Annotated in this window: 14 protein-coding genes; 11 read left to right on the top strand and 3 right to left on the bottom strand. The window is 42.7% G+C overall.

Annotation, left to right across the window (positions count from 1 at the left end; genetic code table 11):
- Position 1: 1 nt before the first annotated feature.
- The 10 genes from V7L29_RS34140 to V7L29_RS34095 all read left to right on the top strand — a co-directional run bounded on the left by V7L29_RS34140 (position 2) and on the right by V7L29_RS34095 (position 8,978).
- On the top strand, positions 2–916 hold the full coding sequence (locus V7L29_RS34140; protein ID WP_334738262.1) for a TauD/TfdA dioxygenase family protein: 915 nt from the start codon (positions 2–4) through the stop codon (positions 914–916).
- Between the two features lie 453 nt (positions 917–1,369).
- Entirely contained in the window at positions 1,370–2,353 is a 984-nt protein-coding gene (locus V7L29_RS34135; RefSeq protein WP_334738261.1) for a DMT family transporter, read from the top strand.
- A gap of 75 nt (positions 2,354–2,428) precedes the next feature.
- Entirely contained in the window at positions 2,429–3,223 is a 795-nt protein-coding gene (locus tag V7L29_RS34130; protein WP_334738260.1) for a sulfite exporter TauE/SafE family protein, read from the top strand.
- A 55-nt stretch (positions 3,224–3,278) separates the two neighbouring features.
- Positions 3,279–3,932, top strand: coding sequence for an HAD hydrolase-like protein (locus tag V7L29_RS34125; RefSeq protein ID WP_334738259.1), 654 nt, complete (start codon positions 3,279–3,281; stop codon positions 3,930–3,932).
- Positions 3,932–4,708 carry a sulfite exporter TauE/SafE family protein gene (locus V7L29_RS34120; protein WP_334738258.1) on the top strand — a complete coding sequence of 259 codons (777 nt, stop codon included), beginning with the start codon at positions 3,932–3,934 and terminating at the stop codon, positions 4,706–4,708. Before V7L29_RS34125 ends, V7L29_RS34120 begins: the two co-directional genes overlap by 1 nt.
- A gap of 27 nt (positions 4,709–4,735) precedes the next feature.
- Complete coding sequence (locus V7L29_RS34115; RefSeq protein WP_334691056.1) at positions 4,736–5,989, top strand: MFS transporter; 1,254 nt, start codon at positions 4,736–4,738, stop codon at positions 5,987–5,989.
- 76 nt (positions 5,990–6,065) lie between these two features.
- A complete protein-coding gene (gene hpxZ / locus V7L29_RS34110) occupies positions 6,066–6,452 on the top strand; it encodes an oxalurate catabolism protein HpxZ (RefSeq protein WP_334691055.1) in 387 nt (128 codons plus the stop codon).
- 241 nt (positions 6,453–6,693) lie between these two features.
- Positions 6,694–7,257 carry an NUDIX hydrolase gene (locus tag V7L29_RS34105; protein ID WP_334738257.1) on the top strand — a complete coding sequence of 188 codons (564 nt, stop codon included), beginning with the start codon at positions 6,694–6,696 and terminating at the stop codon, positions 7,255–7,257.
- Between the two features lie 63 nt (positions 7,258–7,320).
- Positions 7,321–8,136: a class I SAM-dependent methyltransferase gene (locus V7L29_RS34100; RefSeq protein ID WP_334738256.1), complete on the top strand. Its 816-nt coding sequence runs from the start codon at positions 7,321–7,323 to the stop codon at positions 8,134–8,136.
- A gap of 341 nt (positions 8,137–8,477) precedes the next feature.
- A complete protein-coding gene (locus V7L29_RS34095; RefSeq protein ID WP_334691052.1) occupies positions 8,478–8,978 on the top strand; it encodes a GNAT family N-acetyltransferase in 501 nt (166 codons plus the stop codon).
- A gap of 63 nt (positions 8,979–9,041) precedes the next feature.
- Here V7L29_RS34095 and hisC read toward each other — a convergent pair whose 3' ends face one another.
- Positions 9,042–10,103 (bottom strand): histidinol-phosphate transaminase, encoded by a 1,062-nt coding sequence (gene hisC / locus V7L29_RS34090; RefSeq protein ID WP_334691051.1) that lies wholly within the window; start codon positions 10,101–10,103, stop codon positions 9,042–9,044.
- Positions 10,104–10,360: 257 nt separating this feature from the next.
- On the opposite strand from hisC, the gene V7L29_RS34085 reads away from it, so the two are divergent.
- Entirely contained in the window at positions 10,361–10,996 is a 636-nt protein-coding gene (locus V7L29_RS34085) for an rRNA large subunit pseudouridine synthase E (protein ID WP_334738255.1), read from the top strand.
- A gap of 65 nt (positions 10,997–11,061) precedes the next feature.
- Here the strand turns inward: V7L29_RS34085 and V7L29_RS34080 are convergent, their stop codons facing one another.
- Together V7L29_RS34080 and V7L29_RS34075 are read right to left on the bottom strand one after the other, a co-directional pair.
- On the bottom strand, positions 11,062–11,427 hold the full coding sequence (locus V7L29_RS34080) for a hypothetical protein (protein WP_334691049.1): 366 nt from the start codon (positions 11,425–11,427) through the stop codon (positions 11,062–11,064).
- An 18-nt stretch (positions 11,428–11,445) separates the two neighbouring features.
- Positions 11,446–12,156: calcium-binding protein (locus tag V7L29_RS34075; RefSeq protein WP_442944315.1), on the bottom strand; the 711-nt coding region annotated here is incomplete at its 5' end.

The following is a 12,156-nucleotide window of genomic DNA, read 5'->3' as shown; positions in this document are numbered from 1 at the left end:
CATGGCTTCTCAATACTTTGATATCAAACCAGTTGCAGGACGTATTGGTGCTGAAATCATCGGTGTTAATCTGAGTTATAACCTCAGCGATGACATCATTAACGATATTCGCAAGACTCTAGTCAAATACAAAGTGATCTTTTTCCGTGGTCAGCAACAGCTTGATGCTGCTGGACAGGTCGCCTTCGCTCGTCGTTTCGGTGAAGTCACTACAGCCCACCCCACTGTACCAGCGCTGCCAGAAAATCCCGAAGTCTTAGACCTGAATTATGGCCGCACCACTTCTCGCGCCAATAGCTGGCATACCGATGTGACATTCGTAGACCGTCCTCCTCTCGGCTCTATCTTACGAGCGCTTGACATTCCCCTGACTGGTGGCGACACAATCTGGGCAAACTCTGTGACTGCCTACCAAGATTTACCTACCCATCTGCGTAATCTCGCCGACCAACTTTGGGCAGTACACAGCAACAAATTCGACTATGCAACTGCATTCGACCTACCTGAAGATGCCAAGGCTTATCGGGCTGTCTTCACCTCGACTGTATACGAGACTCTGCACCCAGTTGTACGCATCCATCCCGAATCTGGGGAGCGGGGGCTATTCATTGGCGGATTTGTGCGTCAGTTCCGTGGTTTATCAACAACTGAATCAGATGATATTCTCCGACTGTTACAAGCTTACATCACACGTCCTGAGAACACAGTCCGGTGGCGTTGGCAAGTTGGTGACGTCGCCTTTTGGGACAACCGGGTTACTCAACATTATGCGATCGCAGATTACGGCGACCAGCCCCGCCACGTTCAACGAGTGACAATTGTCGGAGATCTCCCAGTGGGTATCGATGGTAAACAAAGTGAAGCTATCAAGGGAGACGCTTCTGGGTACAACCGACGTGAGGCGGTGACTGCATAATACTTGAGCATGGGGAATAGGGGATGAGTCTTTGATACTCGCCGACGAGTGTTTGATACTCGTGAACAAGTCTTTGATACTCGCTGACGAATCTTTAATACTCGCTGACGAGTCTCTAATACTCGTGAATGAGTCTTTAATACTTGCTGACGAGTCTTTGAACTCCACTCCCCTGCTTCTTTGCTCCCCACTCATCTCCCCATTCCCTTTTGCTGGCTTAACTTTCCACTGACTAATGACTCGTGACTCCTAAATTCTGAACTCAGTATCTAATAATGATCGCGCTTTTCTATCAACCCTCTATGCAAGTAACAATACCAGAGTCTTAATAAGCAAGACTTTCATGAACAATTGGCAGTGTTTTTGAAGCGACGGCTTTGATTTCCTCAAACTTCATCTGATTTGTTAGGTTTTAACAATATAATCAGGTCGTCTCTAGGGAAACTTTTTATAGTGTTGGGCATCCTAACGGTTCTACTATCCTCCTTTGTTTTAACGTTTCACAACGTTACTGTCCGAGTTTTGTTTTCAGAACATCTTGTACTCGGTTTATTTTTACTCGGTGGATATGTTAAACCAGATTTGCAGAATTCATTCTTGCTGATGTTCATGCGAATGCTGCTTGTAGTTCCACTCATGGCATCTCTATCATTCAAGCTATATCCATCTGCTCTTAAAGAATTAAAAGACTTATTCAATCGCGATGCCTCCGGCGCATTACATGAACGCAGGGATATTCTAATCCAAGCTCTTGGCTGTGGTGTACTGATGTTTGTGTATATTGCCTCACTGTACATTGCTATTGGCTTGATTCCCACAGGCATTGCCTTGACTCTCTTCTTCACCTATCCTGTGTTTACAGCACTGCTGTCTTGGAGGTTTTTTGGCGATTGCCCCACATTGTTCCGTTGGCTAGTGATGGGGATTATTCTGGTAGGAAGCGCTCTCACCATTCCCCAGTCTTCTGCCACCTACAGCAGTCATACCATTGCGATCGGCATTTTCGCTAGTGTTAGTGCTGGGATCGTTTACGCCTTTTATTGCATCATTGCTCAAAAATGTTTGGAAAAATTCCATCCAGTTCCCTTTACCTGGATTAGTTTTGCCTGTACTTTACTTCTTTCCGGTATTAGCTTACTGTTTTGGCCAGCTAAGAGCGCCCAACTTGACTGGACACCTCTATGGATTGGCAGTATATTTTCCGGTCTTGTCAGCTTTCTCGGACACACTTTAAACAATGTGGGTATTCGGATGATTGGCGCTTCTACCGCTTCCATAATCGGTTCTAGCAGTCCAGCATTGACGGCGCTTGTTGCATGGGTAACGATTAGCGAAACTTTAAACGTAATTCAGAGCGTCGGGATTGGTGTTGTCACATTGGGGATCGGGTTACTTAGTGGAGAAGGCTTTATAAAATCGCTCAAAATAAGGAGTTAGATTTTAGTTGAACTATTTGGTCTATCGCATTAATCATACAGGTTTGTACAAATACTGTTGCTCTAAAACTGATGAATGTCAGTTTCTGCGGATGATTTACCCTATATGACTTTCATACAGGCTTGTTTTCTATTTTTCAGCGCTTGGCTCAGTGGGGTATTAAATTCAGTTGCAGGGGGAGGTGGATTGATTATTTTTCCAGCACTTTTACTAACTGGTCTATCACCTATAAATGCCAACGCAACAAGTACGTTAGCCTCATCCACTGGATACATTGCCAGTGTGGCTGCCTATCATAACAAGCTGCCAGCACAGCAACAACTCTCATGGCTGCTTGGTGGTGTTAGCGTGATTGGCGGACTGTTAGGTGCAGTGTTACTGCTTTACACTCCAACAGGCACATTTAATCAGCTTGTACCCTACCTGATGTTGATTGCTACACTACTGTTTACTTTTGCTAGGTCGATTGAGATTCTTTTAAAAATTGCTCCTGAAACTAGTCAAAATTCTCGGAGTTTCTTGCTCAAAGCTGCGATTATCCAATTTTTTATTAGCGTTTACGGAGGATTTTATGGTTTGGGTCTAAGCTTTTTGATGTTAGCTACTTTAAGCCTGCTGGGTATAAGAGATATTTATCAGATAAATGCCTTGAAGGTACTGATGATGCTCTGTATCGATAGCTTTGCGATTATAACTTTTGTGGTTGTTGGAGTCATAGCATGGCAGCAAGCTGTACTAATGATGGTTGGTACAGCTATTGGTGGCTATAGCGGAGCTTACTATACTCGTCAACTAAAACCAGAGTCGGTGAGGCGTTTTATTATTGTCATTGCTTGGGGAATTACTTCTTACTTTTTTTTCAGCAAATAAGCAAAAGCGGATGAAACTATATATCAATTACTTATATCTAATTTGATATCAATATATGCTTTTTGACGCTGTTCTTTTTGATTTAGACGGGACATTAACAGATCCTAAACTTGGTATCACTCGCTGCATTCAGTACGCTCTATCTGAACTCGGTTATAAACCAGCGGATGCTGATGAATTGCATTGGTGTATTGGCCCACCACTGAAAGACAGCTTTTCGCATTTACTGAAGACCTTAGATGGCACAATAATTGAACAGGCTATTTCACTGTATCGCCGTCGCTTTGCCACCATTGGATTATTTGAAAACTCCCTTTATCCACAGATTCCAGAAGTCCTAAAAGCCATTCGTTTTGCTGGTTATAAAACTTTTGTCGCGACTTCAAAGCCATACATTTATGCTACGCAGATTATTGAATATTTTGGCTTACCGTTGCTTTTTGACGGTGTTTATGGTAGTGAAATTGATGGAAGACGAAGCGTTAAAGGCGACTTAATTCACCATATTTTATTAACAGAAAAACTTTTACCCTCCACTGTGGTGATGGTAGGCGATCGCTCACATGACATCATTGGAGCCAAGCACCATCACATTGCTTCAATTGGCGTTACCTATGGCTATGGAACTGAGGAGGAATTGAAAGCTCATGGTGCTGACTTGATTGCCCATTCTCCAAGTGATATTCTCAAATTAATAATTCGTAAATAATGCCGCCATCTTTAACACTCTTCCATAGTTTACTTCTCTTTAGTACCGCTTTCATTGCAGGCGGATTAAACGCTGTCGCGGGTGGTGGAAGCTTTATCACCTTTCCAACTCTCATCTTTACGGGTGTACCGCCGATCGCAGCTAACGCCACGAATAATACTGCGATTTGGGTGGCTGCTCTCGCAAGTGCTGGAGCATATCGTCAAGATTTAAACATCGAGCGGCGAGATTTTTTACTTTTATGTGGTGTCAGTTTAGTTGGTGGTGTAATTGGCTCTGTAGCTTTGTTATATACTTCTCCAGATGTGTTTAAAAAGCTTATTCCCTATCTGTTGCTGCTGGCAACCCTGGTGTTTACCTTTGGTGAACCTTTCAAAAAGTGGTTACAGCGTCAAAGCCAGAAGTCATCACCTGAGTCTGTACCCTTATTTAATTTGGTACTGGCTCAACTTGCGATCGCAATTTATGGCGGTTTCTTCGGCGCAGGTTTAGGGATTTTAATGCTGGCAACTCTAACATTTTTAGGTATCAAAAGTATTCACACAATAAATGCTTTTAAGACATTTTTAGGAAGTTGTATTAATGGAATTGCGATCGTTCCATTTATTTTTGCAGGTGTGATTGCTTGGCATCAAGCTATTTTGATGGCAGTAGGTGGCTCTCTTGGCGGTTACTTAAGCGCCCATTATGCTCGTCAACTTGAACCGCACTTAATTCGGAGATTTGTCATGATTGTTGCCTTCAGCATGACTGCCTACTTTTTTATTCACGGTTAAGGATTGGGAACTACTGAGGGGTGATGTATGGAAGCATCAACAAAATCGCAGGTCATGCTTCGTGCTTTTGATTCCCGAAATTTTCGTCTGTACTACACAGGTCAGGCAATTTCTCTAATTGGTACGTCAATGACCCAGGTGGCTACTAGTTGGCTGGTGTATCGCCTCACCGATTCCGCTTGGTTGTTGGGTCTGGTGGGTTTTGCCAGCCAAATTCCCACTCTTGTTTTGATTCCTCTGGGTGGAATTGTTGCCGATCGCACCAACCGCTATCGCATCCTGACTGTCGCCCAGATTTTGGGGATGCTTCAGTCTTTGGCTCTGACTTGGCTGGCCTTGAATGGTACTATTAACGTTTGGCAGATTGCACTTGTTGGTGTGTTCCAAGGGATAATCAACGCCTTCGATATTCCCACCCGACAGGCATTTCTACCAGAAACGGTCAGTAAGGAAAATCTCGGTAATGCAATTGCCTTGTACTCCTCCCTGGTTAGCGTTTCGGTTATGCTTGGGCCTGCGATCGCGGGCATATTGATTGCGGCCATTGGTTCGGGCGCTTGTTTTCTGATTGATACTATCAGTTATATAGCGGTAATTTTTGCCCTCTTGGCGATGCGGCTTGCCCCCAAAAAAGCTGTTATTTCCACGCGGAAACCTTTAGAAGAATTGAGAGCCAGCTTCATTTACGCTTTTGGTTTTCTGCCACTCCGGTCAGTCTTAATTGGGTCAGCTTTAGTCTGCTGTGTCTGGGCATTTTATTTGGCTTTAGGGCCCATTTTTGCTACAGATGTTCTGGACGGCGGCCCCAATACTTTTGGCTTTTTGATGACAGCTTCAGGTATGGGAACTTTAGCTGGCGGTATCTACTTAAGTAGACATAAGAGCGTGCTTGAGTTAGGAAAAGTTCTAGCATTTGGGACAGCCCTTATGGGAGTGAGCCTGATTATCTTCGCCCTATCCCACATATTATGGCTTTCACTGCTCTCGCTGTTGGTAGCTGGTTTCGGGTTTATTTTGCAGATAATTTCCGGTCGCACAGTACTCCAGTTGTTGGTGACTGATGAGAATCGGGGGCAGATTACAGGACTTTACGTCATGGCATCTACAGGCGCGGTACCCATAGGCAATCTGGTTGCCGGCGCACTAGCAACCAGCATCGGTGCTACCAATACTGTCATCCTCGGTGCCAGTATTTGCATTGTGGGATCACTCCTCTTTATGCAGCAAATTTCCATCTTCCGTGACATGGTTCGTCTGAATTTACGTGCAGACAGGTCTTAAAGGAAGCTGAAGTGATCAAGAGTGCTGAGTTAAAAGAGTGCATAATCAAGCATACAGCTAAAAATTGGTAACAACAATGACTACAGTAAATGACCCTGCCGTTGTAACTGAAGTAACTGATTTGTACCTCAAGTATGAAGAAGCCCTTTGTAATAATAATTTGGAGGTGATGGATAGCTTGTTTTGGGATGCGCCAGAAGTAGTGCGGTTTGGGATCACAGAAAACCTCTATGGCGTCGATGAAATTCGCAACTTTCGCGCTTCTCGTCCAAACCCGAAAATAGAGCGAGAAATCTCAAATCTTAAGGTTGTAACCTTTGGGAAAGATGCAGCAACAGTGACTTTAGAATTTCGCCGCATTATTAATGGTGTAGAACGTTTCGGGCGACAAAGCCAGACTTGGTATAGGTTTACCGAAGGATGGAAAGTGGTTTCGGCACATGTTTCATTATTGCCAGTGTGAATTTAAAATTCTCGTATTGCTGCTACAAAAATCTGCGTGACAGCAAAAAATTCAGTGATTTTAGCAACACGCATTCAATGAATTGAACATAACAGTGGCTTTAAGGGAAAATGTACAAAGACTAATTCTAGTTAGACATTTGCTCCTATAAAAAATAGTGGGTGGCTATAATACTACCTTTACCAGATTTAAAATTATTAAAAATAATTACTGTCACAAGTAGAGAAATAGAGGTTTAAATATGGTACATTCATTTGATTGGATTTTATTAAAATCTAGGCATATAGTAAAAGATAGATGGATTTCAATCCGGTCTGATACTTGCCAAATGCCTAATGGAGCAATAGTTGACCCCTATTATGTTTTGGAATATCCAACATGGGTAAATGTTGTAGATTTAACGAAAAATCAAGAAATTGTATTAGTAAATCAATATCGTTATGGTACTAAAAAAACAGGTTTAGAATTACCTGATGGTTCTATGGAAGCAGAAGATATTTCCCCATTGGAAGCTGCAAAGCGTGAGTTATTAGAAGAATCAGGATACACAAGCAACAATTTTCTTGAAACGGCTATACTCTCACCAAACTCAGCAAGTCACAACAATCTAATTCATTGTTTTTTAGCAACAGATGTGGAACATATAGCTGATGTAAAGTTAGACGTTACTGAACAAATTGATGTGATTTTGTTGCCACTGCAAAAATTAATTCAAGATATTGATAATGGAATATTACTGCAAACAATACATATTAGTTCATTATTTTTTGCTCTCAAAAAACTTGGTAAAGTGCAATTTTCTTAGTCATCTGGCTATAGTTACCTTAGTTACCTTTGTCAATAACTATCACGAAAAGATAAAAGATATATGACTGCAACCATTTCATTCGATCGCGTTTCTGATATCTATGATGCAACACGAGGACTACCCCCAGGTATTTCCGAGCAAATCACAGATTTTATCCTCAATCTAGTTTCACCAACAGCAGAAACCAAATTCTATGAAACGGGTATCGGCACTGGTAGAATTGCTGTCCCGATCGCAAAAAAAGGCTATTCCTACACTGGTGTCGATATCTCTGAAAAAATGCTAGCTGAGTTGCACCAAAAGCTAGAGGGTGTGTCTCACCAACTTACAGCAATCAAGGGAGATGCAACTTCTCTACCATTTGCTGATAACTCTTTCGATGTGGCGTTGACAGTTCATGTGTTTCACTTGGTTTCTGCTTGGAAGCAAGCATTAGCAGAAATTCGCCGCGTCCTCAAGCCAGAAGGAATTTATCTCTACACTCACGGTAATATGAATTTCAGCAAAGTTAATGAAGATGTGAATCAAGGTAGGTTTGATTTTCAGCAACGTTGGCAAGATATTATTGCTGGCTATGATTACCCTTTACCTGGCTATGGTGCAACACAAGAAGAGGTTTTAGGTGAGTTGCGCGAACAAGGAGCAAATTTGCAAACAGTTGTTGCAGCCAAATGGCAATCTGAACTGACTGTAGGTAAATTGCTTGAATATTATAGAAACAAGGTTTATGGCAATACCTGGCACATCCCGGATGATATATTTGCCCGTGCAATTCAAGATTTGCAAGACTGGGCTTTGCAACACTACGGCTCTTTAGACTACGATTTGTCTGGTGAAAGTAGGTTCAAGATTGTTGTAGTAAGCAACTGGGCTTAATACAGTTTTGCGTAGAAGCGTAGCGTTTTTAATGCAGGGGAACGCATTAACATTCTTTTGAAATGCATTGGCATTGTATGGGGATACATTAACAATGCAAGCCGATGCATTGGCATTGCAGGGTATTGCATTAACAATGTAAGCCGATGCATTGGCATTGCAGGGTATTGCCAAATTTAATTCGCTACGAATTAATCAAATGTTGTACTTATACCAATTCTCCGTGAGCTTGCACTTAATGATTACTCCCTCTGTCTTGGCGTACTTGGCGTACTTGGCGGTTCGTTTAATAATTAAGTGCATCTTCATAGCGAATTGGTATTAGATTGGATTGAACTCTGATGATATTGGAAACCGATCGCTTACTATTGCGGGAAATGATGCTTTCTGACCTCGACGCGCTACTGCTTGTCCTTGGCGATGCAGAGTCGATGCGCTACTATCCAAAGCCGTTTGATTGCGAGATGGTGCAAAAGTGGATTGACCGACAGCGCCGCAACTACGCACAGCACGGCGTTGGCTTGTGGGCAATGGTTCTCAAGGCGACGGGGGAGGTAATCGGCGACTGCGGACTAGTTTGGCAAGAGGTCGAGGGACACCAGGAACTCGAAATTGGTTACCACGTCCGCCGTGACCAACAAATGCAGGGTTATGCAACTGAAGCGGCATATGCTTGCCAGGATTACGCCGTTAACGTCCTGGGTCGCTGCGTTCGCGTTATTTCTCTGATTCGTCCAGAAAACATTCCCTCTCGGCGTGTAGCCCAGAAGAACGGCCTCAAGGTCGTTAAGGAGATACTCTGGCGCGACATACCGCATTATATATATGCTGTGGAACGCTGAAAAATTGAACTTCTTGCAAAAATCAATTTCCCTATAATACAGACAAGTCAGATATCTCCCTCCTTAATCCCGACTCCCCAACAAATAAATCAGCGCCTCTACTAAAGCCTGATTTTGTTCATCAGTACCAACAGTAATGCGTAATTTATCATCTAGTCCAGGCTGCTTGAAGTAGCGGATTAAAATTCCCTGTTCCTTCAGTTTTTGATAGAGATATTCTGCGTTTCCTTCTCTTGGCTGTGCTAACAAAAAGTTAGTTTGAGAATCCCAAAGATGAAAACCTAATTGTTTCAAGTCTGTTGCTAACTTAGTGCGCGATGCTTTGATTTTTGCCACACAAGCATTTTTATAAGCTTGATCGGTAATAGCAGCCGTGCCAATTGCACAAGCGATCGCATCAATGTTATAGCTATCCTTCACCTTAAACAACCCCTGCAACAGTTTGGGATTCGCCACCCCAAAGCCCAGCCGCAATCCTGCCAAAGAGTACCCTTTAGAAAGTGTGCGAATTACGATGACGTTTTCGTATTCATTTACCAAAGCCAATGCATCCTCTTCAGTAAAATCTACATATGCTTCGTCAATCACTAAAACTCCAGATAACTGGCTGGCTAATTTTCGTAGATCATTTGTTGCTACCACATGCCCCGATGGACTATTAGGCGACGCAATGAATGTCACAGAACCATTGGCAGCAACCAGTTCTTTCAAAGGTAAACTGTAGTCCTTGCTGTAGGGAATCTCAATAATTTCCGCAGCTTGCATTTCTATTAATGTGCGATATAGCACGTAAGTTGGCATCGGATAAACTACTTTCTTCCCAGGTTCTGCACAGGCTCGAATTACTACACTCAACAATTCGTCACTGCCATTTCCGACAATGATCCAATCACTAGGAACTCCTAAAACTTTACTTGCAGCTTGCCGGAATTCCTCGCCGAAAGGTTCTGGATAGCGCCGCAACCACTCGCCATCGATATTCCGTAGTACAGCAAGCGCGGCAGGCGAAGGAGGATAGGGGTTTTCGTTACTGTTGAGTTTGATGATCTGTGTACCGCGTTGGGGCTGCTCACCGGGAATGTAGCTAGCCATTGCATTAACATTGGAGCGAAAGTAATTGGTCATAGGGCATGGGGTATGGAGTATAGAAAAATGTTAATTTACCTGATTTTGGGCTTAATCCAGAAGTATTGAGACAGCACCTCTTAAAAATAAGAAAGACACTCATTACATTTTGGAACTTGGCATAATCAACTCTTCCCTATATCGTTTTTATATAATGCCTAAATCCTTGCATAATTTTGCCCAGCAAGCACTCCTAAGCCCCTATCGGGAAGCAGGGGAAGAAGAACTATTAATTATTTACCCATGCTTAATGCCCAATGACAAATCATTACCGATATATTATTTTTTACAAACCCTATGGCGTTCTTAGCCAGTTTACAAAAGATGCTCCCACACATAGCACCCTGAAAGATTATATTGATGTACCTGATGTGTATCCTGTGGGACGCTTAGACTGGGATAGTGAAGGGTTGCTGCTGTTAACGAACGATGGGCAATTGCAACATCGTCTCGCCCATCCGCGTTTTGGTCATAAACGCACTTACTGGGTACAGGTAGAGCGAATTCCAGATGCAGATGCAATAAAAAGGTTGCAAACAGGCGTGAAAATTCAAGATTACCGTACTCAACCAGCAGAAGTTAGGCTGTTATCAAAAGAGCCAGAGCTACCTGAACGCACCCCGCCGATTAGATTTCGCAAAAATGTACCGACAGCTTGGCTGGAAATAACCTTGACAGAGGGAAAAAACCGCCAAGTACGGCGCATGACTGCGGCTGTAGGGTTTCCGACTTTGCGACTGGTTAGGGTCAGTATAGCCCACCTAGAATTAGATGACCTACAATTGGGTCAATGGCGCGACCTCACCATATCTGAACTCCAATTTCTGGATAATTTCAGTAAATCGAAAAGTTTTCCTCCAAAAGCGAATGCTCATCCCAGACTGGAAGTCTGAGAGGCATTTTGTACATTTGGGATGCAATGTCTAAGGGCGAACTACGCCTACGCATTCTGGCTATATTAACCAAAACTTTGAACAATATACATATCATTACCCGTATCGCCCACTAAAAGCAAGCTACTGTCATCACTTTCTAAATTTCGACTGCCAGCAATACCTTTTTGCAGAACTTTAATTATTCTTTGGGGACTAAAAGATTCTAATTCCACAAACTTTCCTGATTCTAACCATGCTAATTCTTCAGAAGATAAATTTTGACGAACTTCTTCAGACAATTGTTTAGCTGCTTGTACCGACTCTGGAGAGGATTGAATGAACATTCCGCGCTTAGTAGCGATAATTTGACGTGGCGTTAGTCCGATATCAATAATCACAATCTCGCTATTGAAAAACCAACTAGCATTGGTTCTCAAATTAGGAACCACATCTTAATACCTAAAAAACTAGGCAATCAGACTGAAATTGCTACTATTCAGAGTAATATCAGGATTCCCTAAACTAGCAAACTCAAACACTGTTCCTGTACCCAGAACATTGCTATCCTGGTTATAGAATAAGCTGCCACTACTTTGACTAAAGACAATATGTGCTTTGTTAGCGTTGACGAATTTATCATCAGTGACAACTCCAAAGTCAGTTAAAGCCTGTCCCGCAGTATTAGTAACAGCATTGAAGGTGCTTTTACTCAGGACAATCTGATCTTGTCCTGCTTCAAACTCGGTGATGTAATCAACACCTAAGCTTGTGCTAAAAACTCCACTACTTTGGAACAGATATTTATCCTTTCCGACTCCACCTGTGAGAATATCATCGCCCAGTCCTCCCCAGAGTAAGTCATCACCAGCTCCACCTGTGAGAATATCATTACCATTACCTCCCTGGAGGGTATCATTTCCTCCTAACCCTTGCAGTTGGTCATTTCCGTCACCGCCAATCAGAGTGTTATTCAATGCATTACCAGTGAGACGCTGATCACTTGTGCTGGTAGTGTTAGCTAACTGTAGGGAATAATTGGAGTTGACGTTGCTGGAGTCTTGTGAAATTCCAACATAATAATTCCCTGCTGCTCCCAAGGTTGTAGTAATTTGACCGTTCGCACCATTACTAGCATAAGTAGAGTAAAGTTTTTCTCCACTCTCAATCAATCCATCATT

Source organism: Nostoc sp. (assembly GCF_036916575.1).
In the GTDB taxonomy this organism is placed as follows: Bacteria; Cyanobacteriota; Cyanobacteriia; order Cyanobacteriales; family Nostocaceae; genus Nostoc.
The sequence above is the reverse complement of the archived record's forward strand: the minus strand, read 5'-3'. Positions and strand labels throughout refer to the sequence as shown.